Below are 25,223 nucleotides of genomic sequence, written 5' to 3' on the forward strand. Positions count from 1 at the left end.
GGCGGAACCGGTACCGCCTCCTCAGCCGGCGGAGCCGCTCTCCGCGGTCGTGGCCGTCGTCTGGAGCTGGCCCAGCACCCCCGCCGGGCTGCCGCCGGGCTGCACGGCCTGCCCGATCCGCTTCTTCACGTCCGCGCTGACCGCCGCCCAGGAGGTGCGCCCCACCGGGTACAGCTCGGAGACCGGCAGCTGGTCGAGGAAGGGCTTGAGGTCGGCGTCCTGGGAGGCGGCGGTCATGGTCTCGGAGGCGGAGTTGGTGACGGGCAGCAGGTCGTACTCACGGGAGAAGGCGAGGACGTTCTTCTCGCTGTAGACGAAGTTCAGGAAGTCCTTGATCTGCTCGGCGTGCCCGTTCTGCTTGAACGCGGTCATCCAGTCGGCGACGCCCATGGAGACCTTGGTCGGCCCGTCGACGCCGGGCATCGGGACCATGCCGAACTCGACGCCCTTCTCGGCTGCCGCCTTCATCAGCGAGGGGTGCCCGTTGAGCATGCCGACCTGCCCGGCGGCGAACGCGGCGAAGGCGTCGGCCCGGTTGAGCCTGCCGGGCGCGACCGGCCCGGTGAGGTCCTTGCCGACCAGCTCGTTCTTCAGCCAGGTGAAGGTGTGGACGTTCTCGGTGGAGTCGAGGCTGTAGCCGGTGGCGGTCTCGGTGTAGCCGCCTCCGCCGCTGAGCAGCCACTGCATGGTCTCGGCCTGGGCCTCCTCCGGGCCGAGGGGCAGGGCGTACGGGTACTTCACGCCGTCCGCCTTCAGCTCGGCCGCGTCCTCGGCCAGCTCGGACCAGGTGGTCGGCGCGGTGAGGCCGGCCTTGGCGAAGAGGGTCTTGTTGTAGAACAGCAGCCGCGTGGAGGAGGCGAACGGCATGCCGTACTGCACGCCGCGCACCTCACCGGCGTCGGCGAGCTGGGGCACGAAGTCGGCCTGGACGGGGATGGAGAGGACGTCGCCCGCCTTGTACAGGAGATCCTCGGCGGCGTAGTCGGAGTAGGCGCCGATCTGCGCCATGTCGGGGGCCTTGCCCGCGTCGACGAGCTCCTTGACCTCGCGGTCGACGTCGTTCCAGGAGTGGACGGTCACCTCGACGGTGACGCCCGGGTGGTCCTTCTCGTAGGCCTCGACGAGGTCGGCCCAGTACTTCTTGGAACTGTTGGCGCCGCTGTCGCCGTAGTCGGCGGCGACGAGCCTCAGGGTGACGTCGCCGGAGTCGCCGCTGAGCCCGCATCCGGCGAGGACCGCCGTCATGCCCAGTGCGGATGCCACCGCGATCGGTCCCGACTTCGCTGCCCGCCGCTGCACTGTGCTCTCCTGCTCCCCTGACGGCCGTGCCGTGTGCTCACACGATCCACACATAAATGCTCCGACCATTGAAACCGCTATCCGGATCAAGGTCTACACCACGCAAGTGGACTAGACCTCTTGCGGGTCCTCGGGCCACACTGTCTCCGTGAGACACGTCATCGCCCTGGATGTGGGCGGCACCGGGATGAAGGCCGCCCTCGTCGGGGCGGACGGCGCGCTGCTGCACCGGGCCCGCCGGGCCACCGGCCGCGAACGCGGCCCCGACGAGGTCGTCGCCGGCATCCTCGACTTCGCCGCCGAGCTGCGCGCGTACGGCGTCGGGCGCCTCGGCGAGAGCGCCGCCGCGGCGGGGGTCGCGGTCCCGGGCATCGTCGACGAGGCGAACGGCATCGCCGTCTACGCCGCCAACCTCGGCTGGCGCGACGTCGACCTGCGGCGGCTGCTCACCGGCCGGCTCGGCGGCATCCCGGTGGCCCTCGGGCACGACGTCCGCACCGGAGGACTCGCGGAGGGGCGTATCGGCGCGGGTCAGGGCGCCGACCGCTTCCTCTTCGTGGCCCTCGGCACGGGCATCGCGGGCGCCATCGGTGTGGACGGCCGGGTGGAGGCGGGCGCGCACGGCTTCGCGGGCGAGATCGGCCACATCGTCGTACGCCCCGGTGGGACGCACTGCCCCTGCGGACAGCACGGCTGTTTGGAGCGGTTCGCGTCGGCGGCGGCGGTCGGCGAGGCGTGGGCGGCGGCCTGCGGGGACCCGGAGGCGGACGCCGCGGACTGCGCCAAGGCCGTCACGTCCGGGGACCCGAACGCCGTCCGGATCTGGCAGCAGGCCGTCGACGCACTCGCCGACGGCCTGGTCACCGCCCTCACCCTGCTGGACCCGCGCACTCTCATCATCGGTGGCGGCCTGGCCGAGGCGGGGGAAACCTTGTTCACACCGCTGCGGAACGCCGTCCGCCGGCGGGTCACCTTCCAGAGACTCCCGGAGATCGTCCCAGCGGCGCTGGGCGACACAGCCGGATGCCGGGGCGCAGGACTACTGGCCTGGGACCTGCTCGACACCACATCTACGACGCCGGAGGAACCCACGTGACGGCAACCCCCTCAGGGGCGCGGGACGCGACATCATGCGGCTCCGCCGCGGGGGCGCGACCAGCCACACACGGCCCGCAGCCCGCAACCGGCGAGGCGCCTCTCGTCCTCGCCGGCGCCAGGGTGGTACTCCCCACCGGCACGGTGCCCGACGGCCGCGTCACCGTCGACGGCACGAAGATCGCCGCGGACACCGACACCGCCTACGGGAACGTCATCGACGTGACGGGCCACTGGCTGGTGCCCGGTTTCGTCGACCTGCACAACCACGGCGGCGGCGGAGCCTCCTTCTCCGGCACCGCCGAAGACGTGCAGAAGGCCATCCGCGCCCACCGCCACCACGGCACCACCACCCTCGTCGCGTCCACCGTCACCGAGGAGATGGACGTCCTGGTCCGCCAGGCCGGCCTGCTGAGCGAGCTGGCCGAGCAGGGCGACCTGGCCGGCATCCACTTCGAGGGCCCGTTCATCTCCCCGTGCCGCAAGGGCGCCCACTCGGAGGGGCTGCTGCGCGACCCGGATCCGGCGGAGGTGCGCAAGCTGATCGACGCGGCGCGCGGCAGGGCGAGGATGGTCACGCTGGCGACCGAGCTGCCGGGCGGCATCGACTCCGTACGGCTGCTGGCCGAGCACGGGGTGATCGCGGCCGTCGGCCACACGGATGCCACGTACGAGCAGACGGTGGAGGCGATCGAGGCGGGGGCGACCGTCGCCACCCACCTCTTCAACGCGATGCCGCCGCTCGGGCACCGTGCGCCGGGCCCGATCGCCGCGCTGCTGGAGGACGAGCGGGTGACGGTCGAGCTGATCAACGACGGCGTCCATCTGCACCCGGCCGCGCTGGAGCTGGCGTTCCATCGGGCGGGGGCGGGCCGTGTCGCGTTCATCACGGACGCGATGGACGCGGCGGGCATCGGTGACGGCCGCTACATGCTCGGCCCGCTGGAGGTCGAGGTCAGTGAGGGCGTGGCCCGGCTGGTGGAGGGCGGTTCGATCGCCGGCTCCACGCTGACGCTGGACCGGGCGTTCAAGCGGGCGGTGACGGTGGACCGGCTGCCGGTGGAGGACGTGGTCGCGGCCCTGTCCGCGAACCCGGCCCGGCTGCTGGGCATGGACGACCGGGTGGGCTCCCTGGAGCCGGGCAAGGACGCCGATCTGGTGCTGCTGGACGAGAACTTCGACCTCAAGGGCGTGATGCGGCAGGGGATTTGGGTGGTGGAACCCCAACTGGCCTGAAACGGCCACCCCTGGAGAGCGCGTGCGGAGACGGTGGCCGACCCCGGGACTGGGCCGGCCGCCGTCTCTTTGGCATGATCAGGACGTCCGGAAGGACGGATTCACGCGAACAGCAGGCGCACGCCGGCGATCGGGGAAGGTCGGGCCAGGTGATTCTCACGGTCACGGTGAACACCGCTCTCGACGTCACCTACCGCGTCCCGGCCCTGCTCCCGCACGCCACGCACCGGGTGACCGAGGTGGCGGAACGCCCCGGCGGCAAGGGACTGAACGTGGCACGCGTCCTGGCCGCCCTCGGGCACGAGGTGACGGTCACCGGTTTCGCGGGCGGCCCCACCGGCCGAGTCGTGCGCGAGCGGCTCACCGGTGTGACCGACGCGCTCGTCCCCTGCGCCGCCCCGACCCGCCGTACCCTCGCCGTCGTCGACGAACGCAGCGGCGACGCCACGCAGTTCAACGAACCCGGCCCGGTCATCACCCCGGCCGAGTGGTCCGCGTTCCAGGAGACGTACGAGGGTCTGGTGGCCGGCGCCGACGCGGTGGCCCTGTGCGGCAGCCTGCCGCCGGGGGTGCCGGTGGGCGCGTACGCGGGTCTGGTGCGCACCGCGCGGGCCGCGGGTGTGCCGGTGCTGCTGGACACCAGCGGTGAGGCGCTGCGCCGCGCGGTCGCGGCGCGCCCCGATCTGATCAAGCCGAACGCCGATGAGCTGGCCGAGCTGACCGGTTCGCACGAGCCGTTGCGCGCGACGCAGGACGCCCGTCGGCGCGGCGCCCGCTCGGTGGTGGCGTCCCTGGGCCCGCAGGGCCTGGTCGCGGCGACCCCGGAGGGCCGCTGGCGGGCCACCCCGCCGGCCCGGCTGCGCGGCAACCCGACGGGCGCCGGGGACGCGGTGTCCGCCGGCCTCCTGTCGGGCCTGGTCGAACATCTCCCCTGGCCCCGCACCCTGGCCCGAGCGGTCGCCCTGTCCGCGGCGACGGTCCTGTCCCCTACGGCCGGTGATTTCGACCGGGCCGCCTACGAGGAACTGGTGGGCAGGGTGGCGGTGACCGGGGAGGTCACCGCCGCCTGACCGAGGTCACTCCTCGACCTGGCCCTTCTTCAGCCAGAACTGGTCCAGGAGGACATTGCACTTGTCGCCGGCCTCACAGGACAGGCTGACGGTGTTGGTGCCCTTGGTGAGGGTGGGCCAGGCGAAGGTGGTGGTCCAGCCCTTCGCAAAGTCGCCGTCGGCGGCCTTCGCGTAGTTCTTCATGCTGAGCGGCTGGCCGAACTTCTTGCCGTTGACCGTGAGGGTCATCGACTGGTCGTCGCCCGCGGTGCTGTAGTGCGCGAACAGCGTGTACGCGCCGTCCTCGGGGATGCCGTCGACGCTCCAGGTGACGGAGTTGCCGACCTGGTTCAGGGCGACGTAGATGCCGCCGTCCGCCTGGGCGCCCTGGACGTCGGAGGCCAGGGCGGCGGCGCCGCCGAGGCGCAGGGCCTTGGCGTCGACCTCGGGCAGCTCGACCTCGTCCTCGGCGTCGCCGCTGCTGGAGGCGCTGGGCGAGGCGCTCTGGGAGACGGTGGGCGAGGAGGAGACGTCGTCGCCGGCCTTGTTGTCGTCGCCGGAGTCGCCGCCCGCCATCGCCACGGCGATGCCGATGACGACGGCGGCGACCACCGCGACCGCGCCGATCAGCAGCCCCTTGGTGTTGGGACCGCGCCCCCGGCCGCCGCCGGTCCCCTGCTGCCGGTTGCCGGTGAGCGTGCCACCGCCGCCGGAGAAGCTCTCGGGACCGGCGTGGTTGCCGTTCGGCCGGCCGTACGCACCCTGCTGGGGCGGCACCGCCTGCTGCCCGTACTGCGCGGTCTGCTGCTGGCCGTACTGGCGCTCGCCCACCGGGCGGACCCGGTTGACCGACGGGTATCCGTAGCCACCGCCGGACGGAGGCTGCGCTCCGTTGGCCTGGCCGTCGGCGTAGAGGTAGCCGAACGGGTCGTCGTCCTCGGGCGTACTCGCGCCGTTGTTGCCGGGCGTCATCCCTTCGTACTCCTCAACAGGTGCGGGGCGGATGCGGTCCGCGTATCCCTACGCGTCCATACGTGCGGAGAAGTGCGAGCCTACCCGCTCCGGACCCGCCGAACGGGTGACTCGGATCGCATCGTTTGGGGGTACAGGCCGCTGACCTGGTGATCATCCAGCGCGTCGGTGCTGTTTGGGACGAGATCGTTTCTCTACGTACATCCGCTCGTCGGCGGACTTCAACACCTCGTCCGCGGTCATCCCGCAGTGTGCCCAGCCGATGCCGAAGCTGGCGCCCACCCGGACGGCCCGGCCCTCGGCGCGGATCGGCTGGATGATCTCGTTGCGCAGGCGTACGGCGAGGTCCTGGGCGTCGGCGCTGCCGAGGCCGTCGGCGAGGATCACGAACTCGTCGCCACCGAGCCGGGCGACGGTGTCGCCGTCGCGGACGCCGCCGGACAGCCTGCGGGCGACCTCGATGAGAACCGCGTCACCGGCGTTGTGCCCGAACCGGTCGTTGATCGACTTGAAGCCGTCGAGGTCGCAGAAGAGGACGGCGAGCCCCTTGGTGCCGTCGTCGCGGGCGCCCTCCTCGGGGGCGACGGTGTGCACGTGGTGGTCGTAGGCCTCGAAACTCTCCGCGCTCTCCGCGCCGTCGGTCCGGAAGTCGAAGCCGTGCCCGTTGGTGTCGAAGGCGGGGTGGCCCTGGGCGTCCATCGCGTCGACGGCGGCGGGGTGCGTGGACTGCGGGCGCCGGCAGAGCCGGGAGGCGAGGCGCGAGCGCAGCTCGGCGGAGTTCGGCAGGCCCGTGAGGGAGTCGTGGGAGGCGCGGTGCGCGAGCTGGAGCTCGCGGCGCTTGCGGTCCTCTATGTCCTCGACGTGGGTGAGGAGGAAGCGGGGTCCGTCGGCGGCGTCGGCGACCACGGAGTTGCGCAGCGACACCCAGAGGTACGTCCCGTCGCGGCGGCCGAGGCGCAGTTCGGCCCGTCCGCCCTCGGCGGAGGTCCGCAGCAGGGTGCCTATGTCCTCGGGGTGGACGAGGTCGGAGAAGGAGTACCGGCGCATCGCGGAGGCGGGGCGGCCCAGCAGGCGGCACAGGGCGTCGTTGGTGCGCAGGATCCGGCCGTGCTGGTCGCCGCCCATCTCGGCGATGGCCATGCCGGAGGGGGCGTACTCGAAGGCCTGGCGGAAGCTTTCCTCGCTGGCGCGCAGGGCCTGCTGTTCGCGTTCCAGGCGGACCAGGGCGCGCTGCATGTTGGCCCGCAGACGCGCGTTGCTGATCGCGATGGCGGCCTGGAAGGTGTACATCTGGAGGGCCTCGCGGCCCCAGGCACCGGGCCGTCGGCCGTTGCGCGGGCGGTCCACGGAGAGGACGCCGATGAGTTCGCCGCAGGCGCCGTTGCCGCCGGGGGCGGCGGGCGTGTACATGGGGGCGAACAGCCGGTCGGAGGGGTGCCACTCGTCCTCGAAGCGGGGCGCGGGCCCGTCCGTGTACCACTGGGGGACGTCGTCGTCGTCGAGGATCCAGCCCTCGGTGTGGGGTATGAAGATCAAGTCGCCCCAGGTCTCGCCCATGCTCAGCCGCCGCTCCCAGGACTCGCGGGAGCCGACCCGGCCGGTGATGAGGGCCTCGGCGGCGGGGTTCCCGGCGAAGGCGGCGACGACGAGGTCGCCGTCGGGTCGGACGAGGTTGACGCACGCCAGTTCGTATCCCAGGGCGGTCACGACGCCGTTGGCGACCGTCTGCAGCGTGTCGGCCAGGCTGCGGGCCGTGTTCATGTCGGCCATGACCTGGTGCAGTTGTCGCAGGGACGCAAGACGGACGTAAGGCTCCGACTCGGCCTCCATGCTCGCCCTCCCCCCGAGACTTCGCAGCGAATCAAGGGTTGTCTTCGGCGTAACGTCGTTTCTGTCGTTGCGCATGTCGTTGGGTCTGTACCTGTGACACCTCCGCCACTGAATCACAGCGCGCTGCCCACTCGGTACACAGGGTCAACAATTCCCCCCGCTTGTGACTCAAGTCACATAGGAACATGAGCAATTGCGCGGGGTTTCTGCATTTTCCCGGTTCGTTTACTGAGCGTATGACTCCCCTGCCGGAGAGCGTACGGGAATCGGTCGGTCCGGGGACCTACGACCGCCCTCGGGCGAAGGTCCGATGCGGGGCGGCGGCCCGGGGACTAGCGTGCGGAGCGTGCCTCCCGACCCAGTGAAGACCTCACCCACCGTGCCCGCCCAGGCCCGCCCCTCCGGGCATGCTGTGGGGGTGAGCAACGACGAGTTCCGTGCCGCCATGTCCCGGCTGGCCGGCGGCGTGGTCCTGGTGACCGCGCAGGAGGCCCCGCTGGACCCGGACGACCCGGGATCGCCGGAGGGCGAGAACGCCGGGATGACGGCCACGGCGTTCCTGTCCGTCTCCCTGGAACCGCCCCTGGTGCTGGTCAGCCTGCGCACGGGCTCCCGGATGGACGACCTGATCGACGAGCAGCCCCTGTGGGGGGTGTCGGTGCTGTCGGAGAGCCAGCGGCACATCGCCGGACGCTTCGCGATGAAGGGCCGGCTCAGCGACCGGCTCCTCTTCGAGGACATCCCGTACACCCGCGGCGAGACCACCGGCGCCCCCCTGGTCGGCGGCGCGCTGGCCACCCTGGAGTGCCGTACCGAGCAGCGGGTGGAGGCCGGGGACCACACCCTGGTGATCGGCCGGGTGCTGACCGCGCACGTGCCGAGCACGGAGGGCGGACCCCTGCTCTATTTCAAGGGCCGTTACCGCCACCTGAACTGAACGGCAATTCAGTGGCCACGCGCTGAACCCTCTTCCTAGGCTGCCCGCATGACGACCCCCTCGGCGACTTCCACCGTCCGTCTCGAAGAAATAACCCCCGCAAATCTGGAAGCCGCTCTCGGCATTCGGGTCCTGCCCGAGCAGGAATTCGCGGTCTCGCCCGTGGTGAAGTCGCTCGCCGAGGCCTATGTGCATCCCGGGGTCGCCTGGCCGCGCCTGATCGTCGACGGCGAGCGCCCCGTCGGCTTCCTGATGGCCTTCCTCGACATCGACTGGCGCGGCGACGGCAGCCTGATCCGCTCCGGCCTGTGGCGGCTGAACATCGCCGCCGGCGAGCAGGGCCGCGGCTACGGCCGTTTCGCCGTCGAGTCCGTCGCCGACCGGATCCGCCGCCGCGGCGGGAAGGAGCTGTACGTCACCTGGCACCCCGGGGACCACGGCCCCGAGGGCTTCTACCGCGGCCTGGGCTTCCGTGACACGGGGGAGCGGAGCGAGGGCGAGACGGTGGGGGTGCTGGCACTGGAGCGTGTACGAGCGTGAAGGCGGCAGAGGGCTGCCGGATTCCGGGGCGGCCGGTCGTCAGCTCGGAACGGCCCGTTGTCAGCTTCTGGGAGGGCGCGTCGTCGGCTCAGTCAGCTTCCAGGACGGCCCGTGTCCCTCACCCTCACCCTCATCCCCAGTCCCGCCCCGTCCTCCCCCGCTTCGTGTCCGACCGCTGCTTCTTCTGCCGCAGCCGGCGTTCGTTGATCCCGCGCGGGACACGGGTGGGGCGGCGCGGTTTGGGCGGCGGAGCCGTGGCCTCGGCGAGCAGGGCGGCCAGGCGTACGGCGGCGGTCTCGCGGTTGCGCCACTGGGAGCGGTGCTCGGAGGCACGGACGGAGACGACGCCGTCGACCAGGCGCCCGGCGAGCCGCTCCAGCGCGCGCTCCTTCCACACCTCGGGCAGTGCCTCGGTGCGCGCCAGGTCGAAGCGCAGCTCCACCTGCGAGTCGCTGGTGTTGACGTGCTGCCCGCCGGGCCCCGAGGACCGCGAGAAACGCCACACCAGCTCGGCCTCGGGAAGGGAGACGGAGCCTCTGATGACATGGGGACCGGACATGCCGTACATGTTCCCTCGCCTGACCCGTCCACGTCACGCGAATTAGGGTTTGGCAAAGAAAGTAAAGACACGGGGAACCTTGAGCGCCCCTCGCGGCGTTCATAGGGGTAGCTGTAGCTTCGTGCCCGTCACAGAACTAGGGAAGGACTCCCCACAATGGCTGTAAGCCTGTCCAAGGGTGGCAACGTCTCGCTCACCAAGGAGGCTCCGGGCCTGACCGCCGTCACCGTGGGCCTGGGCTGGGACGTCCGCACCACCACCGGCACGGACTTCGACCTCGACGCCTCGGCGATCGCGGTCAACCCGGAGGGCAAGGTCTACTCCGACGCCCACTTCGTCTTCTTCAACAACAAGCAGACGCCGGACCAGACCATCGTCCACACCGGTGACAACCGCACGGGCGAGGGCGCGGGCGACGACGAGGCGATCAACGTCAACCTCGCCGGCCTCCCGGCCGATGTCGACAAGATCGTCTTCCCGGTCTCGATCTACGACGCGGAGAACCGCTCGCAGAACTTCGGCCAGGTCCGCAACGCGTACATCCGCATCCTCAACCAGGCCGGTGGCGCCGAGATCGCGCGCTACGACCTGTCGGAGGACGCGGCCACCGAGACGGCCATGGTCTTCGGCGAGCTGTACCGCAACGGCGCCGAGTGGAAGTTCCGCGCCGTGGGCCAGGGTTACGCCTCGGGCCTCGTGGGCATCGCCCAGGACTTCGGCGTCAACGTCTGAGTCCCGCTCACCCCTCACCGGAGCCCCCGCCCACTCGGCCGGGGGCTCCGCTGTCGTACGGCGGCGAGGACCCACCCTGATGCGGCCCAGAAGTCCCGGAGTCGCGCCACCGGCACGGGACGAGGCGGTCGGGACGAGGCGGTCGGGACGATGTGATCGGTACTCGGTGATCGGTACTCGGTGATCGGTACGCGGCTCGGCCGTGCCGCTCAGCCAGCCTGAGCCCTGATGGCGAGTCCGTCGCTCTTCTCTCCCCGGACGGAACGACTAGGGAACAGCGACCGCCGCCCTCGGCGCGGCGGCCAGCCGCAGGCCGACCTCCACGAGGGTCCAACCGAGGCGGGTCCGGAGGTCCCGAGGGTCCCGAGGGCGCCGGGCCACGGCCGCGAGACGGTACGCGTCGGCTTCGGCGCGGAGGTCGGCGGCGCGGACGTGGTGCGGGGCGAGGTGTGTCTCGGAGTGCATCGGCTGTGGCCTCTCATTCCGTGGTGAGGGGGAATGCGCGGGTATGGATGCGTACCTGAGCGGTGTCGGCGTCGCCCTCTTCGGTGACCCGGTCGCGGTAGGTGTCGACGAGCGCGTGCATCTTCTCGACGAGTTCCCGGGTGAGTTCGGGCGTCAGCCGTAGCGTCGCGCTGCTCATGTCCCAGGTGCGGTTCCACTCCTCCGGCCATGCGTGGCGGTTGCCGAGCCATGTCGACAGGTCCCGCCCCTGGGCGGTCGCGACCTCGTGGAGATACGTGTCGGCGGCCCCGCGTACGTCCGGGTTGGGGTCCATGAGCAGGGCGTCGTCGAAGCTCAGGCCCTGGTGGGCCGCCTTCCACCACCGCTCCCGGCCCTTGCCCCGCTCGGGGGCGTCCTCGATGAAGCCGTGGGCGGCGAGCTGTCGCAGGTGGTAGCTGGTGGCCCCGCTGGACTCGCCCAGCCTGGCGGCGAGTTGGGACGCGGTGGCCGGACCGCCGAAGCGCAGGGCGTCCAGCAGCTGCATGCGCAGGGGATGCGCGAGCCCACGCAGGGAGCGGGCGTCGAGGCTGCGGACCTGGGGGTCCTGGGGCTCGTTCATGCGTAGAGAGTAGCGATCCAAAGGAATCGTTGCAACGCCTTCTTTGCAATGAGTCCTTTGTAGGGCGCGGAGGTGGGTCCGGAGTGTCCTCACATCCGCCGGGCAGGGGGCCGCCCACGACCACCAACCCTGCGAAGCCATGCGGTCACGCCACTAGCCTGCCCCCATGCGCCTCGACCCGCTCCGCCTCACTCCCGACCACGACATTCCCGCTCCCCTGCTCGCCGAACTCACCGCGCTCTACGCCTCGGACCGGGAGTTCCAGGCGCTCAGCGGTGACTTTCCGGACCCCGACGACATCCGGCCCGAGCAGGTGGCCAGGGCGTTGGCGGACGAGCTGGCCGATCCGGGGGCGGAGGTGCTGCTGGCGCGCGGCGGCGGGCGGCTCGTCGGGGTGGTCGTGACGCTGGCGCGGCACCCCGACCCGGACGATCCGGACCCGTGGATCGGGCTGCTGCTGGTCGACGCGGCCGTGCGGGGGCAGGGGTACGGGCGTCGGATCGCCGAGGCCGTGGAGGCACGGTTCCGTGCGGCGGGACGCGGTGGCGTACGGCTCGCCGTCCTGGACACCAACCCCAGGGGACTCGCCTTCTGGACGGCCCTCGGCTACGAGGTGACCGGGCACCGGCCCGACCTCCGGCTCGGCCGCCCCTGCGCCGTACTGCGCAAGAGCCTGCGCACCCCGCGCCGCGCGGCCCGCGTCGCCGTGGTGGACCCGGCCGGCGCGGTCCTCCTCTTCCGGTACGACAACGTCGAGGTGGGCGTGCACTGGGCGCTGCCCGGTGGCGGACTCGACGAGGGCGAGTCCCCGCGCGAAGGCGCCCTGCGGGAGCTGGCCGAGGAGACGGGGTGGACGGACCTGGAGCCGGAGGCGCTGCTGCACACCTGGGAGCACGACTTCACCCACGGGGGCATCCCCGTCCACCAGCACGAGCACATCTACGTCACCCCGGGCCCGCGCCGGGAACCCGCCGGGCCCGACCTGGCCGCCGCCCATGCCACCGACGGCATCCTCACCTGGCGCTGGTGGACCCGCGAGGAACTGGCCGAGGAGGCGGAGCCGGTGTGGCCGGAGGGCCTCGCCGGGCTGCTCGACGCGTGGGAGGCCTCCCGCCGGCCTCGGTGACGGCGGGTCAGGGGCGCTCCGGCCTGCCCTTCCCGTACAGCCAGTCGCGCCAGATCGGCTCGAGGTCCTTGTCCGGGGCCCGCTCCTCCACATACGCCGTGAAGTCGGCGGTGTCGGCGTTGCCATGGCGGTGGGCGGCGGTCCAGCCCTGGACGAGATCGTGGAAGGCGTCGTCGCCGACGGCCTGCCGGAGCTTGTGGACGACCATCGCGCCGCGCTGGTACACCGGGTCGGCGGAGACGTCCGCGGCGCCGGTGGGCCTCGCGGGCGGGAAGTCCCAGAGGTCCTCGTAGGTGTCCTCGCCGTGCTCGTACAGCTCGGTGAAGGTCTCCTCGGCGGTGGGGCCGCCCTCGTCCTCCGTCCACAGCCACTCGGCGTAGGTCGCGAACCCCTCGTTGAGCCACATGTCCCGCCAGGTGCGGGGGGTGACGGAGTTGCCGAACCACTGGTGGGCGAGTTCGTGGACGAGGAGTTCGATCCCGGGGGCGCCGGGGAAGACCGGACGGTTCTGGGTCTCCAGCGCGTACTCGGAGTCGCGCGGGCGGTCGACGATCGCGCCGGTGGAGGAGAAGGGGTACGGGCCGAAGTTGTACGCCGCCCACTCCATGACCTCGGGCAGCCGGGCCAGCGCGGTGCGGCTCGCGGCGGCCTGGGTGGGGTCGACGGCGACGTACACCGGCACCCCGTCCCCGGTGGTGGAGCGGGTGACGGTGTAGCGGCCGATCGCGAGCGTGGCGACATGGCTCGCCATGGGTTCGGCGGTGTGCCAGGCGAACGTCGTACGGCCGCCGGCGGTCCGCTCGCTCCTCAACTCCCCGTTGGACACGGCCGTCAGGCCCTGCGGCACGGTGACCTCGATGTCGTAGGACGCCTTGTCGCCGGGGTGGTGGTTGCCGGGGAACCAGGCCATGGAACCGGTCGGTTCGCCCAAGGCGAGCGCCCCGTCGACGGTCCTGAGCCAGCCCTCCTTCGAGCCGTCCGGGTCGGTGATCGTCTCCGGGCGGCCGGAGTAGCGCACGGCGACCTCGAAGGTCTCGCCCTCGCCGAGGCGGTCCTCGGGGCGCACGGTCAGCTCCTGCCCGACGCGGTCGAAGGACGCCGCCCTGCCCTCGACGGTGACCTTCTCGACCGTCATGCCCAACAGGTCGAGGTCGAAGGCGGAGAGGGCATCGGTGGCGCGGGCGGTGAGACGGGCGGTGCCGGACAGACGGCGGACCGTGGGGTCGTAGGCGAGGGCCAGGTCGTAGTGGCGGACGTCGTAACCGCCGTTGCCCGCCTGCGGGAAGTACGGGTCGCCGACACCCGGGGCGCCGGCGTCGCCCTGTCCGCCCCCGTCGCAACCGGCGAGGGTGAGCGGCAGGGCGAGGCTCCAGACGACGGCCACGGCGACGGCCCTGACAAGGCGCGCGGATCGGGACATGCCAGCGATCTTAGGCACGAGCGGACCAGGACATGCCAGCGTTCTCAGGCACGAGCGGACCAGGACATGTCACGGATCGAGCGCTGCGCGGGTCGGAAGAGGCCAGAGCCCCGGGCACTGAACGAGCCTGCACGGACCAAGGCCCCGAGCACCGCACGAGCCCGAACACACCAGAGCCCCGAGCACCCGCCCCAGCCCCAGCTCCAGCTCCAGCTCCAGCTCCAGCTCCAACACACCAGAGCCCCGAGCACCGCCCGAACCCCAACACACCAGGGCTCCAGGAGCCGTGCAGGCCGGGACAGGTCAGGGATCTCGGAGAGCGCCCGCCCCCGCGGAGCCGTGACACCATCACCTACGTGCTCGACATCGGCTACGCCCTCTCCAACCGCTTCCCCGACCCCCCGCAGACCGACTACCGCCGCGCGGACGTCCGCGCGCTGCGGCACGACCTGTTCTGCGGGGACGTCTACCTCGCCGACACCAAGGCGGACCGGGAGCTGTCCACAGCCTGGGGATGGGTTCCGGTGCTCGACTTCGCGTGGGCGCTGTGCGACATCGTGGAGCAGCTCGACCAGGACCCGAAGGGCTCCCGCGCCTCCCGCCCTCAGCACGCGGAACTGGACTTCACCGAGTCCAGCGACCGCATGCTCTTCGAGCGCCGCTTCGGCTGGGTCGACATCGAGGCCGACTGGATGCCGGCCGAGGAACCCCCGCTGAACTTCTCCTACGCCGAGCTGCGCCGCGAGGCCCGCGACTTCCTGCACGACCTGATCGCCGACCTGGTCGACCTGCACGACGACCTGGGCGAGAACCCGGCGATCTGGACCCTCCAGGCCCGCTTCCCCCGGCTGCGCTGAGGCCCCCGTCCGGCGAGCCCGATCGGCCTCCGCCTCGGCCGACCCGCCAGCGACCCGCCTCAGCCGACCCGCGTCGGCCGCACCGCCCCACCGAGCACCACGAGATCCTCCGCCGCCGTCCCGTACGGCAGGTCTCCCCCGGCCGGTAGTGGAACCCCGTCGTCAGGCGCGGCGCGTGCAGGCCGTCGAAGTAGCCGGGGCAGGAGTCGTGGTCAAGCAGGAGTCGTGGTCAAGCAGGAGTCGTGGTCAAGCAGGAGTCGTGGTCAAGGCGGAGCACACCGTCCTCGTGGACGAGCATCACGAGGACGTCCGAGTCGAAGACGTACGTCCCCACCGCCGGTGCCGCGAGCAGTCTGCCCAGCCCTGCCGCGAGGTCGAGCGCCGAGGTGTCCGGGTCCGGGAGGACGACGGTGTGCCCCGGCCCCACCGGCAGTGCGTACCCGGTGATGCCCTCCTCCGCCGGCAGCGGCACCGCTTCGGCGCACGGGCGTGCCACCAGCACGTTTCCGTAGAACGTCCCCCTCCGTCTCAGTCCTCCACCCTGATTCCCAGCTCAGCGGCCAGGACCGGTGCCAGATCCAGTAGTTGGGCCGTGCTGATCACCGCGCCGGACAGCCGGTCCAGGCCGCCCGCGATGCCCAGTTCCGTCGCGCCGCGCAGGTCCGCGTCCGTCAGTGTCGCCGCCGTGAAGTCGGCCGACTTCAGAGCACAGTCCACGAACTCCACGCGCTCCAGGCGGGCACCCCCGAAGTCCGGCTCGACCAGCACACAGCCCTGGAAGACGACGTCCCGCAGCCGGGCCTGACGCAGATTCAGGTAGTCGATCTTGCCGCCACGGATCAGGACCCGCTCCAGGACCGCCCCGTGCATCTGCGTCCCGCCCAGGCGGGCATCGACCAGCTCGACATCGCGCAGGGTCGACTCGGCCATGTTCGTGCCGACCCCGCGGATGCCGGTGAGCACCGAGTCGAGCAGGCGGGCGTGGTGCAGCCGCGTCCCGTCCAGCACGCAGGCGGACAGCGCGCAGTCCATGAAGCGGGCGCCCCCGCCGTCCTGCCCGGACAGGTCTCTCTCCCGGAACTCCACCCCGTCGTAGTCCCCGTCGGGCTCCAGGCCCCCGCCGTCGTACGGCTCGAGCGGCGGCAGCCGCACCTCCGGCCGCCGCGCGCCCTTCACCCGGCTGCCACTGCCCGCGGCCGCCCTCGCCCTGCCCCCGCCACCCGCACCCGTCCTCGCCATTCCCCCATGCTGCACCCCACCACTGACAATCCCGCTGACCTGCGCGAACACCCGCCATGTCACACATCCCGGCCCACCAGCGGTCGTATCCGGCGAAGGCGCCGGACATCAGCCGGCCAGACATCCGACCCGACACGAGCCGACCCAACCCAACCCAACTCAACTCAACCGGACCCGACCCGACCCGAAGGAGAGTCCATGCGTCACATCACCGTGATCGGCGGTGGCTTCGCCGGCCTCACCGCCGCCATCGCCGCCACCGAGGCGGGCGCGAAAGTCACCCTGCACGAGGCCCACCACACCCTCGGCGGACGGGCCCGCACCGCCGACGGCCCCTACCGGACCAATGAGGGCCCGCACGCCCTGTACAACGGCGGCCCGCACTGGACCTGGCTCCGGCAGCGCGACCTCATCGGAGCGCTCGCCCCGCTCCCGCCCCTGGAAGCCGCCCGGCTGCGCCTGCACCACCGGGGCGCCCTGCGCCGCACCCCGCCGCTCGCCATGCTCAAGCTGCTGCGCGCCGGCGTCCGCCGCCCCGCGCCCGTCGACGTCGACTTCCTGACGTGGGCGACCGAGCTGGCCGGTGAGGAGGGCGCCCGCGCCGCCGCCCACTACTCCGCCGTCGCCCTCTTCCACCACGACCCCGGCGCGCTGTCCGCCGCGTTCGTGCAGGAACGCCTGCGCCGCGCCACCAAACTGCCGCCCGAGGCGCACTACCCGCGCGGCGGCTGGGGCGCCCTCATCGACCGGATGGCCGCCCGCGCCTGGAACCTCGGGGTGCGGATGGAGACCCTCTCCCGTGTCGACACCCTTCCCACCGACACCCCGGTGATCGTCGCGACCTCCCTCGACGCCGCCCGTCACCTGCTCCGGGACGACTCCCTGACCTGGCCGAGCGGCCGTACCGTCCTGCTCGACCTCGCCGTACGCAGCAGGCGCGGCGACGCCTTCGCCGTCTCCGACCTGGACGCGCCCGGCTGGATCGAGCGGTTCTCCGCGCAGGACCGCACACTCGCCCCGGCCGGTGAGCAGCTGATCCAGGGACAGATCCCGATCGGTCCCGGCGAGACCCGGGCGGTGGGCGTCGCCCGTGCCGAGCACCTCCTCGACCTGGGCTTCCCCGGCTGGCGCGAGCGGGTGACCTGGCGTAGGGAAGCGGTCGCGGCGGGCCGTACGGGCGCGGTCGACCTGCCGGGCACCAGCTGGCGGGACCGCCCGGCCGTCGAACGCGGCGACGGCGTCTATCTGGCGGGCGACCAGGTGGCCTCGCCGGGCGTGCTGTCGGAGGTCTCCTTCACCAGCGCCCTGACGGCCGTCTCCCTCGCCCTCGGCCGCAACACCCTTGACCTCAAGCAGGCTTGAGGTCACAGAGTGGGCGCACAGCACCACGCGACGCGACGCGACGCGACGCGACGCGACGCGACGCGACGCGACGCGACGACAAGACTCACGCGAACGTGAACGTGAACGCGAACGCGAACGCGCACCAGCACCAGCACCAGCACCAGCACCAGCGACTATGGGGGACCCCGATGCACGCCATACGCCTGCACTCCTTCGGCCCGGCCGAGAACCTCACCCACGAAGAGGTCGAGGACCCCCTCCCGGCGCCGGGCCAGGTCCGTATCGCCGTCCGGGCGGCCGGTGTGCACCTGTTGGACACCGCCCTGCGCGAGGGCCATCAGGGCCCGCAGCAGCAGCCGACGGTACTGCCGACCGTCCCCGGCCGTGAGGTCGCCGGGGTCGTCGAGTCCCTCGGCGAGGGCGTGGACGGCGGATGGCTCGGCAGACGTGTCGTGGCCCACCTCGGCTTCGCGCCCGGAGGCTACGCCGAACTCGCCGTCACCGACGTCGACCGCCTCCACGAGATCCCGGCGAACCTGGACGCCGCCCAGGCGGTCGCGATGATCGGCACGGGCCGTACGGCGCTGGGGATCGCCCAGTTCGCCGAGCTGGGCCCCGACGCGGTGGCCGTCGTCCCGGCCGCGGCGGGCGGCATCGGCACCCTGCTCGTGCAGTACGCGAAGAACGCGGGCGCCACGGTCGTCGGTCTCGCGGGCGGACCCGAGAAGACGGCCCTCGTCCGGGAGAACGGCGCCGACCTCGCCGTCGACTACGGGGACCCGTCCTGGCCGGGGAAGGTCCGCGCCTTCCTGGGCGGCCGTCCCGCCACCGTCGTCTTCGACGGCGTCGGCGGCGAGGTCGCCCGCGAGGCGGTGGCGCTGCTCGGCCCCGGCGGCACGCACCTCGTCTTCGGCTGGTCGGCGGAGGGCATCAAGGACGGCAAGGGCTACTTCGTGGACGGCGTCTCACAGTCGGTCCTCGGCCCGGTGATGCTGGAGAAGGCGGGCGGTCTGCGCCCCCTGGAACTGCGCGCCCTCACCGAGGCCGCCACCGGCCGCCTCACCCCGTCCGTCCACCGCTTCCCCCTGCGCGAGGCGGCCGCCGCCCACCGCGCCCTGGAGACCCGCCGCACGACCGGCAAGGTCGTCCTGGAGCCCTGACGCGGCCCGGTAGCCCTGACGCGGCCCGGTTCCGCTCAACGCGGGCTCAGTGCCGCCCGGCCACCCGGTCCGCCACCCGCGCCAGCCGTGACGACCCCGCGCTGTGGTTCTCCGTCTCCCGGCGGTCCGCGGCGCGGTAGGTCGCGTACATGCCCTGCACGCCCAGCCAGCGCAGCGGCTCCGGCTCCCACCGGCGGACCCTGTGGCCGACCCACGGCAATTCCGTGAGGGGCGTCCGCCCGGCCTGCCCGGAGTCCTGCTGGACCAGGTCGCACAGGGTGCGCCCGGCGAGGTTGGCGGTGGCGACGCCCGAGCCGACGTAGCCGCCCGCCCAGCCGAGCCCCGTCGTACGGTCCAGGGTGACCGTCGCGCACCAGTCGCGCGGCACGCCCAGCACCCCCGACCAGGCGTGCGCGACCCGTACGCCGGCCAGCGCGGGGAAGAAACCGACGAGGATCTCGCGCAGCGCCTCGACGGTCGCCTCCTGCGTCCGCCCGTCGTGATCCGTCCGGGACCCGAAGCGGTACGGCACCCCGCGCCCGCCCAGCGCGATCCGCCCGTCGGCGGTGCGCTGCGCGTACATGTAGGCGTGCGCCATGTCGCCCAGCGTCTCCCGGCCGTCCCAGCCGACGGCCGCCCACTGCTCGTCGGTCAGCGGCTCGGTGGCGATCATCGAGGAGTTCATGGGCAGCCAGGTCCGCCGCTGGCCCTTCAGCGAGGCCGTGAACCCCTCGGTGCACCGCAGCACGTACGACGCCCGCACGGTCCCGTACGGCGTCACCGCGTGCCCCGCCCGGATCTCGGTGACCGGCGTCGACTCGTGCACCACGACGCCCAGCGCCTCCACGGCCGCCGCCAGCCCCTTCACCAGCTTCACCGGATGCACCCGCGCCCCGTGCGGGGTCCACGTCGAACCGACCGCGCCGGCCACCCGGATCCGCTGGGCGGTCTCCCGCGCGCCGTACAGCTCACGGTCCTGCTCGCCGTACGCCAGTTCCTGCGCGTGGAACGCCTTCAGCCGCGCCAACTGCGCCGGGGTGCGGGCCACTTCGAGGACCCCGCCGCGATGCACGTCGGCATCGATCGACTCGGCCCCGGTCACCCGGATCACCTCGGTGACGGTGTCGTTCATCGCCCGCTGGAGCCGTACGGCGGCGTCCCGGCCGTGGAGTTTCGCGTACCGGTCGCGGCCCGCGATGCCGTTGTAGAGCCAGCCGCCGTTGCGCCCGGAGGCGCCGTAACCGCAGAACCGCTGCTCCAGGACGGTGATCCGGAGGAAGGGCGCGGCCTTCTTCAGGTAGTACGCCGTCCACAGGCCCGTGTAGCCGCCGCCGACGATCGCGACGTCCGCGGACGCGTCACCGGAGAGTGGCTCCCGCACCGCGGGGAGGCCGTCGTCCGCGTACCAGTAGGAGATCCCGCCGTTCACGACACCGCTGCTCATGACCGGACGCTAACCCGCCCGGGCGGCCCCTGTCTCCTACGGATTCCGTCGTCCCGCAGGGCCATTGACCAGCGACGCGCGCCGGTACCGTCCGCCGGGCCCTGTTTGATCGTCGAATACGGCGACGTCCGCCGACGTTGCTGTCACAGGCTGCCGTCAGCGCGCGAGAACGCCCCGGGGCCGCTACTGGCGGTGGCGCCGCGTGCTCTGTCGCGGTGGCAGGGTCAGCGTGATCTGCCGGACGAGTTGCTGGAAGCAGGCGAGGGAGGCCAGGGCGGGCAGGCAGGCTCCGGCGATACCGGTGAAGGTCCAGTCGGCCTGAGCCACACACAGCATCATCGCGACGGAGGAGAAGAGCAGGACGATGAACCACGAATGCACGGCTCGTCGCTGATGCAGGGCAGTCCGAAGGATGGAGAGAGAGGCAACCATCCAGGGGCCGTACACGAGAAGAGGCCACCAGGGGACCATGGCGCCTCCCGGTCCGGACGGGATGTTCTGCAGAGGCCTGTAGGCCGCCATGCCGCCGAAGACGCTGACCATCGCCACGATGACGGCGACGAGCGCGACGATGACGAAGCTGCCGGTCTGCAGCCACTTGAGCCGGGCTCTTCGCTCATGGATCTTCCGATGTCCGGCAGAGGAGCGTCGGGTGGGTGGCAACTGAGCGGTGATCTGCGCGAGGCCCTCCATCGGCTCGGTGAAGCCGACGCCGGATGCGGGCTCGCTGCGCGGTGGCGGGATCCTGGACGTCTGGTCCGCTGGAACAGCCTCCTGCAGGAGGTAGGCAAGTTCCTCGACCGGGTCCCAGCCCGCGTCGGGTGCGGTCAGGGGAACGCCGGAGTGCACACTGCCGGCATGCCCCCCGTTCGAGCCGGTACCCGGCCCGTAGGAGTACGCGTCGGAGTACCACTCACGCTGCGCAAAGGAAGGATCCGCAAAGTCATGATTCATGAAAATACGTCCCCGTCACGCGCTGCACGCGACGGCCGGAGTTTTCCTGGCCGTTCCATCGCGAATTGAGTTCCTCCTGGATTTCCTCCAGCAGGGCGAGGAACTCGCGAAGCAACGGCTCGGTGACCTGGCGTTCGACCCGCGCATCACCCCTGGCCGTGGCACCCTGTGCCGTGAGCGCCGACGAGTATGCCGCACCAGGCATGAAAGTGTATTTGCCCACCGTCAGATCACCGACCGCAGGCAGATTATCCGTCCTCGCCTTGCGTTGAGGCAGACCATGGGACCTTGCTTTCGCCATATTCCGCTAACGCAGCCGTCCCCCCTCCAGATGCGCGGCAAACGAGTGACCCCGCGCAGACGGAAAATCCGAGAAGAGTGGCGAGCAGTTTTTCTTCTCGAATCCACTCGCGGCATAAATAGGATTCACCGCCGACAAATTGGATGAATAGTTTCGGCGGCACGAACCAGCCTGCGTGGATCTGATCAGCGCAGCCCACGACAACGACGAAGCCTCCTCGGCTCCGGCGGTTGCGGCCGGCACGACCGCCTGCCGTGACGAACTGATCAGCCGTAACGCCGTCCGGCCGGTTCCGGCGCCCCGAATCGAGCCGTGGGCACCACACCCTGGTCGCTGGACGAGACCCGTTCGGCTGATGTGTATGGTCCCCGCTCCGTCGGCAGCGTCCACGGCAGGCGGACCGTCGCGCGGCGGCCGGCATGGACAGGCACGAGAGAACGTGTACACGCACGTGAGCCAGACGACCGGCGGGAAGCCATGGCCCACATGGACCGCCTGCTCAAACGACGCCAGCCGACGTGCCTGAGAGACTGACGGCGGGTCGAAGGCACGCTCACCCGAGGGGGACCGAGATGGGGACGGGGCTGGTCGGGTTCGGAGTCCTGGGGCTGGCGCTGATAGTCGCGGCCATCACCTGGACCGTCCTGGGAATACACGCTCTGCTGCTCGGCCGTATGCCCGGCCGACGGCTGCCCCGACTGGTGCGACAGCCCAGATTGTGGGGGGCCGGGGCCCTGCTCGTGCCGCTGAGCGCGAATCTGGAGTCCCCGTCGCTGTTGGCACTCAGTGTCGGATTCATCGCGCTGGGGCACGTCGTCAAGCCGACGGGGTGACCCCTGCCCCCGGCACCGAGAGGCGACTGCCGTCGAGAACTGCCGTCGAGAACTGCCGTCGACGCCCCCGCGATCCAAGATCGTGGGGGCGTTGTCCCTGGCCGGGCGTGGAGCCCCCTGTCGGATTCGAACCGACGACCTTCGCTTTACAAGAGCGGTGCTCTACCACTGAGCTAAGGAGGCGTGCGCGTCCGCGGACGCGCCCGAGCAGTGTACCCAGGTCGCCGGGGGCCCCTGTCGAGAGTTTCCGCGAAGTTCACATGCCTCCGGGTACTGACAGATCAGGCGAACGCCAGGTACCGTCCAGATCCGGTTCACTCATGTGGACTACACCTTCCCGGGCCCTGTCCGGGACGGCTCACCACCTTCCTACAACGGATCGTCCGGCACGTTCCTGCCGGTAGAAGGGGGCCCATCACCATGGCCACTGTCACGTTCGACAAGGCGACCCGGATCTACCCGGGTTCCACCAAGCCCGCCGTCGACGCACTCGAGATCGACATCGAGGACGGCGAGTTCCTCGTCCTGGTCGGCCCGTCGGGCTGCGGCAAGTCCACCTCGCTCCGCATGCTCGCGGGGCTCGAGGACGTGAACGGCGGTGCCATCCGCATCGGTGACCGCGACGTCACGCACCTGCCGCCGAAGGACCGGGACATCGCCATGGTGTTCCAGAACTACGCGCTCTACCCGCACATGACCGTCGCCGACAACATGGGCTTCGCGCTCAAGATCGCCGGCGTCAACAAGGCGGAGATCCGGCAGAAGGTCGAGGAGGCCGCGAAGATCCTCGACCTCAGCGAGTACCTCGACCGCAAGCCGAAGGCGCTCTCCGGCGGTCAGCGCCAGCGTGTCGCGATGGGCCGCGCCATCGTGCGTGAGCCGCAGGTCTTCCTCATGGACGAGCCGCTGTCCAACCTGGACGCCAAGCTCCGTGTGTCGACACGTACGCAGATCGCCTCGCTCCAGCGCCGCCTCGGCATCACCACCGTGTACGTCACCCACGACCAGGTCGAGGCCCTGACCATGGGCGACCGGGTGGCCGTCCTCAAGGACGGTCTGCTCCAGCAGGTCGACACCCCGCGCAACATGTACGACCGCCCGGCGAACCTCTTCGTGGCCGGCTTCATCGGCTCCCCCGCGATGAACCTCGTCGAGGTCCCGATCACCGACGGCGGCGTGAAGTTCGGCAAGTCGGTCGTGCCGGTCCAGCGTGACGCGCTCTCCGCCGCCACCGACAAGACGGTCACCGTCGGCGTCCGCCCCGAGCACTTCGACGTGGCCGGCCCCGACACCGAGCAGGGCCTCGCGGTCGTCGTGAACGTGGTCGAGGAACTGGGCTCCGACGCCTTCGTGTACGGCACCGCCACGGTCGGCTCCGAGAGCAAGGACCTCGTCGTCCGCGTCGGCGGCCGCAACGTCCCGGAGAAGGGCAGCACGCTGCACGTCGTGCCGCGCGCCGGCGAGACCCACGTGTTCTCGACCTCCACGGGCGCGCGCCTCTCCGACTGACGTCTGCCGACCGGCCTCCCCGACCGGCCCGTCCGACGAAGAAGGGCCCCGCGGCAGCCACCGCGGGGCCCTTCTCGCGTCTGTTCCTCCGGGAGACCGAAAACCCCGGCACAACGGGCGTTTCGAGCGTGAACGTCAACGCCCTACCCAAAAAGACGCACTCCTTCATCCCCCGACCGGGTGACTGAATGTCGCCAAATCATTACCCCGCGCTACCCTCACACGCGTGAAGCACTCCGTGAAGCACTCCGCCACTCCACCGTCGCGACGCGGCCAGGGCCCCGCCCGACGGATCGGCCGCTCGCTCGCCCTCGTCCTGCCCGTCGTCATGGTGCTCTCGGGAACCCTCGCGGTCACCCGGGTCAACTGGTCGGGGAACCCATCGGATTCGGTGCTCACCGCCTCCGACGTCTCCACCGCCCACCGCACCGCGGACGGCACCGCGAAGGCCCCGCAGGACGTCCTGCGCGACCAGCTGCTGACCGAACTCCAGGAGAAGGACCCGGGGACCGCCCTGACCCATCTCCAGGCCGCCGTGAACGGAAGGCCGTCCCTGGCCGAGCACTGCACCTCCATCGCCCGCGCCCTGGGCCGCGCCGCCGTCCGCATCTACGGCCCCTCACGCGCCCAGTCGTACGCCCGCCCGGTGTGCGACACGTCCTTCGCCTCGGGCGTCCTGGCGGCGCACAGCTAGGGCCTGTCGTTCGGATCAGGTCGCAGGAAATCGACGGCGCTGTTCAGTGCCGGTGAGCGGGGTCCGGTGCGTGCGGCCGCAAGGCGGAGGAGGGCGTCGACGCGGAGCGTCGGCAACCGACGACAACGCGGCGGATGCGCGTGCCGGACCCCGCGTCTGCGACGTGATCCAAACGACAGGCCTTAGGGCGTTGAAGGCCCCCAGGGGACCCTCTCGACGGGAACGGGCCGCCGCGTACAGTTCGGGCATGACCGATCCGCGCGCCGCGTCCCGACCCACGCAAGCCGTCATCCTGGCCGGTGGCCAAGGGTCCCGGCTGCGTCCCTACACCGACGACCGGCCCAAGCCGATGGTCGAGATCCCCGGGACGGGGACGCCGATCATCGGCCACCAGCTGGGCTGGCTCGCCGAGGAGGGCGTGACCGACGTCGTGGTCTCCTGCGGCCACCTCGCCGACGTCCTGCAGAACTGGCTCAGCTCCGCCGACCTCCCCCTGAAGGTCACCACGGTCGTCGAGACCGAACCCCTCGGCCGCGGTGGCGGCCTGCGGTACGCGGCCGCCCACCTCCCCCACCCGGAGCGGCCTGGTACGCCACCAACGGCGACATCTGGACCCGCTTCTCGCTGCGCGACATGGCGGACTTCCACACCGAGCGGGACGCCGTCGCCACCCTCGCGCTGGCCAGGCCGCGCATCCCGTGGGGCGCCGTGCAGACGGACGGCTTCGGCCACATCACCGACTTCATCGAGGCCCCGCCCACGACGTACGAGATCAACGCCGGCGTCTACGTGTTCTCCCCGGAGTTCGCCGGGCGGCTGCCCGAGCGCGGGGACCACGAGCGGACCACGTTCCCTCATCTGGCCCGCGAGCGGCGGCTGGCGGGGTTCCCGATCCCGCAGGGCGCGTACTGGCGCGCGATCGACACCGCGAAGGACCTCACGGAGGCGGCCAAGGAGCTGGCGGCACTGGGCCGCTGACGCACCGACAGGCCTCCAGGACGACACCACACAGACCTCCACGACGACGGGC

Annotated in this window: 25 protein-coding genes, 1 tRNA gene and 1 pseudogene; 14 read left to right on the forward strand and 13 right to left on the reverse strand. The window is 71.6% G+C overall.

Annotation, left to right across the window (positions count from 1 at the left end):
• Positions 1-21: 21 nt before the first annotated feature.
• Positions 22-1,245, reverse strand: a complete 1,224-nt coding sequence (locus tag BM536_RS15895; protein WP_094103134.1) for an extracellular solute-binding protein — start codon at positions 1,243-1,245, stop codon at positions 22-24.
• A gap of 202 nt (positions 1,246-1,447) precedes the next feature.
• On the opposite strand from BM536_RS15895, the gene BM536_RS15900 reads away from it, so the two are divergent.
• From BM536_RS15900 to BM536_RS15910, 3 genes are all read left to right on the forward strand, one after another.
• Positions 1,448-2,395 carry an ROK family protein gene (locus BM536_RS15900; protein WP_073492132.1) on the forward strand — a complete coding sequence of 316 codons (948 nt, stop codon included), beginning with the start codon at positions 1,448-1,450 and terminating at the stop codon, positions 2,393-2,395.
• Positions 2,396-2,517: 122 nt separating this feature from the next.
• Positions 2,518-3,630, forward strand: a complete 1,113-nt coding sequence (gene nagA / locus BM536_RS15905) for an N-acetylglucosamine-6-phosphate deacetylase (protein ID WP_073492131.1) — start codon at positions 2,518-2,520, stop codon at positions 3,628-3,630.
• Between the two features lie 149 nt (positions 3,631-3,779).
• Complete coding sequence (locus BM536_RS15910; RefSeq protein WP_073492130.1) at positions 3,780-4,700, forward strand: 1-phosphofructokinase family hexose kinase; 921 nt, start codon at positions 3,780-3,782, stop codon at positions 4,698-4,700.
• Between the two features lie 6 nt (positions 4,701-4,706).
• Here the strand turns inward: BM536_RS15910 and BM536_RS15915 are convergent, their stop codons facing one another.
• Positions 4,707-5,651, reverse strand: a complete 945-nt coding sequence (locus BM536_RS15915; RefSeq protein ID WP_073492129.1) for a carbohydrate-binding protein — start codon at positions 5,649-5,651, stop codon at positions 4,707-4,709.
• A gap of 153 nt (positions 5,652-5,804) precedes the next feature.
• Positions 5,805-7,481: a diguanylate cyclase CdgB gene (gene cdgB, locus BM536_RS15920; RefSeq protein ID WP_073492128.1), complete on the reverse strand. Its 1,677-nt coding sequence runs from the start codon at positions 7,479-7,481 to the stop codon at positions 5,805-5,807.
• A gap of 310 nt (positions 7,482-7,791) precedes the next feature.
• Here cdgB and BM536_RS15925 point away from each other — a divergent pair, with 310 nt between their 5' ends.
• Both BM536_RS15925 and BM536_RS15930 read left to right on the forward strand, forming a co-directional pair.
• Positions 7,792-8,418 (forward strand): flavin reductase family protein, encoded by a 627-nt coding sequence (locus tag BM536_RS15925; protein WP_079274937.1) that lies wholly within the window; start codon positions 7,792-7,794, stop codon positions 8,416-8,418.
• Positions 8,419-8,466: 48 nt separating this feature from the next.
• Positions 8,467-8,958, forward strand: a complete 492-nt coding sequence (locus BM536_RS15930; protein ID WP_073492126.1) for a GNAT family N-acetyltransferase — start codon at positions 8,467-8,469, stop codon at positions 8,956-8,958.
• A 130-nt stretch (positions 8,959-9,088) separates the two neighbouring features.
• Here BM536_RS15930 and arfB read toward each other — a convergent pair whose 3' ends face one another.
• Entirely contained in the window at positions 9,089-9,526 is a 438-nt protein-coding gene (gene arfB, locus BM536_RS15935) for an alternative ribosome rescue aminoacyl-tRNA hydrolase ArfB (RefSeq protein ID WP_073492125.1), read from the reverse strand.
• A 147-nt stretch (positions 9,527-9,673) separates the two neighbouring features.
• Between arfB and BM536_RS15940 the strand changes: the two genes are divergently transcribed.
• Positions 9,674-10,249 carry a TerD family protein gene (locus BM536_RS15940; protein ID WP_073492124.1) on the forward strand — a complete coding sequence of 192 codons (576 nt, stop codon included), beginning with the start codon at positions 9,674-9,676 and terminating at the stop codon, positions 10,247-10,249.
• 267 nt (positions 10,250-10,516) lie between these two features.
• Here BM536_RS15940 and BM536_RS15945 read toward each other — a convergent pair whose 3' ends face one another.
• Together BM536_RS15945 and BM536_RS15950 are read right to left on the reverse strand one after the other, a co-directional pair.
• Positions 10,517-10,714 carry a hypothetical protein gene (locus BM536_RS15945; protein WP_073492123.1) on the reverse strand — a complete coding sequence of 66 codons (198 nt, stop codon included), beginning with the start codon at positions 10,712-10,714 and terminating at the stop codon, positions 10,517-10,519.
• Between the two features lie 13 nt (positions 10,715-10,727).
• The gene (locus tag BM536_RS15950; protein ID WP_073492122.1) at positions 10,728-11,312 is read right to left on the reverse strand and encodes an ArsR/SmtB family transcription factor; all 585 of its coding nucleotides are present in this window, start codon (positions 11,310-11,312) and stop codon (positions 10,728-10,730) included.
• Between the two features lie 166 nt (positions 11,313-11,478).
• On the opposite strand from BM536_RS15950, the gene BM536_RS15955 reads away from it, so the two are divergent.
• Positions 11,479-12,438, forward strand: a complete 960-nt coding sequence (locus tag BM536_RS15955) for a bifunctional GNAT family N-acetyltransferase/NUDIX hydrolase (RefSeq protein ID WP_094103059.1) — start codon at positions 11,479-11,481, stop codon at positions 12,436-12,438.
• Positions 12,439-12,445: 7 nt separating this feature from the next.
• Here the strand turns inward: BM536_RS15955 and BM536_RS15960 are convergent, their stop codons facing one another.
• Positions 12,446-13,858, reverse strand: coding sequence for a M1 family metallopeptidase (locus BM536_RS15960; protein ID WP_079274936.1), 1,413 nt, complete (start codon positions 13,856-13,858; stop codon positions 12,446-12,448).
• A gap of 356 nt (positions 13,859-14,214) precedes the next feature.
• On the opposite strand from BM536_RS15960, the gene BM536_RS15965 reads away from it, so the two are divergent.
• On the forward strand, positions 14,215-14,715 hold the full coding sequence (locus BM536_RS15965; protein ID WP_073492119.1) for a hypothetical protein: 501 nt from the start codon (positions 14,215-14,217) through the stop codon (positions 14,713-14,715).
• Positions 14,716-14,944: 229 nt separating this feature from the next.
• Here BM536_RS15965 and BM536_RS15970 read toward each other — a convergent pair whose 3' ends face one another.
• Both BM536_RS15970 and BM536_RS15975 read right to left on the reverse strand, forming a co-directional pair.
• A complete protein-coding gene (locus tag BM536_RS15970) occupies positions 14,945-15,211 on the reverse strand; it encodes a hypothetical protein (RefSeq protein WP_143650920.1) in 267 nt (88 codons plus the stop codon).
• Between the two features lie 32 nt (positions 15,212-15,243).
• Positions 15,244-15,954: a pentapeptide repeat-containing protein gene (locus BM536_RS15975; protein ID WP_079274935.1), complete on the reverse strand. Its 711-nt coding sequence runs from the start codon at positions 15,952-15,954 to the stop codon at positions 15,244-15,246.
• Positions 15,955-16,152: 198 nt separating this feature from the next.
• Between BM536_RS15975 and BM536_RS15980 the strand changes: the two genes are divergently transcribed.
• Together BM536_RS15980 and BM536_RS15985 are read left to right on the forward strand one after the other, a co-directional pair.
• Positions 16,153-17,316, forward strand: a complete 1,164-nt coding sequence (locus BM536_RS15980; RefSeq protein WP_073492116.1) for an NAD(P)-binding protein — start codon at positions 16,153-16,155, stop codon at positions 17,314-17,316.
• Positions 17,317-17,486: 170 nt separating this feature from the next.
• Complete coding sequence (locus BM536_RS15985) at positions 17,487-18,458, forward strand: zinc-binding dehydrogenase (protein ID WP_094103135.1); 972 nt, start codon at positions 17,487-17,489, stop codon at positions 18,456-18,458.
• A 46-nt stretch (positions 18,459-18,504) separates the two neighbouring features.
• Here BM536_RS15985 and BM536_RS15990 read toward each other — a convergent pair whose 3' ends face one another.
• The 3 genes from BM536_RS15990 to BM536_RS40330 form a co-directional block, all read right to left on the reverse strand.
• On the reverse strand, positions 18,505-19,902 hold the full coding sequence (locus BM536_RS15990) for an NAD(P)/FAD-dependent oxidoreductase (RefSeq protein ID WP_211362882.1): 1,398 nt from the start codon (positions 19,900-19,902) through the stop codon (positions 18,505-18,507).
• A 183-nt stretch (positions 19,903-20,085) separates the two neighbouring features.
• Positions 20,086-20,856 carry a DUF2637 domain-containing protein gene (locus tag BM536_RS15995; protein WP_107439593.1) on the reverse strand — a complete coding sequence of 257 codons (771 nt, stop codon included), beginning with the start codon at positions 20,854-20,856 and terminating at the stop codon, positions 20,086-20,088.
• Positions 20,846-21,079, reverse strand: a complete 234-nt coding sequence (locus BM536_RS40330) for a hypothetical protein (RefSeq protein ID WP_073492114.1) — start codon at positions 21,077-21,079, stop codon at positions 20,846-20,848. Before BM536_RS40330 ends, BM536_RS15995 begins: the two co-directional genes overlap by 11 nt.
• Before the next feature lie 650 nt (positions 21,080-21,729).
• Here BM536_RS40330 and BM536_RS16000 point away from each other — a divergent pair.
• Positions 21,730-21,990, forward strand: coding sequence for a hypothetical protein (locus BM536_RS16000; RefSeq protein WP_073492113.1), 261 nt, complete (start codon positions 21,730-21,732; stop codon positions 21,988-21,990).
• Between the two features lie 108 nt (positions 21,991-22,098).
• Here BM536_RS16000 and BM536_RS16005 read toward each other — a convergent pair.
• A tRNA-Thr gene (locus BM536_RS16005) sits at positions 22,099-22,173 on the reverse strand.
• A gap of 237 nt (positions 22,174-22,410) precedes the next feature.
• On the opposite strand from BM536_RS16005, the gene BM536_RS16010 reads away from it, so the two are divergent.
• The 3 genes and pseudogenes from BM536_RS16010 (at position 22,411) to BM536_RS16020 (ending at position 25,171) form a co-directional block, all read left to right on the forward strand.
• On the forward strand, positions 22,411-23,499 hold the full coding sequence (locus tag BM536_RS16010; protein ID WP_073492112.1) for an ABC transporter ATP-binding protein: 1,089 nt from the start codon (positions 22,411-22,413) through the stop codon (positions 23,497-23,499).
• Positions 23,500-23,737: 238 nt separating this feature from the next.
• Entirely contained in the window at positions 23,738-24,193 is a 456-nt protein-coding gene (locus tag BM536_RS16015; protein ID WP_073492137.1) for a hypothetical protein, read from the forward strand.
• 247 nt (positions 24,194-24,440) lie between these two features.
• Positions 24,441-25,171, forward strand: a pseudogene (locus BM536_RS16020) (nucleotidyltransferase family protein).
• Positions 25,172-25,223: the final 52 nt, after the last annotated feature.

It is taken from the genome of Streptomyces phaeoluteigriseus, assembly GCF_001896135.2.
Classification (GTDB): Bacteria; Actinomycetota; Actinomycetes; order Streptomycetales; family Streptomycetaceae; genus Streptomyces; species Streptomyces phaeoluteigriseus.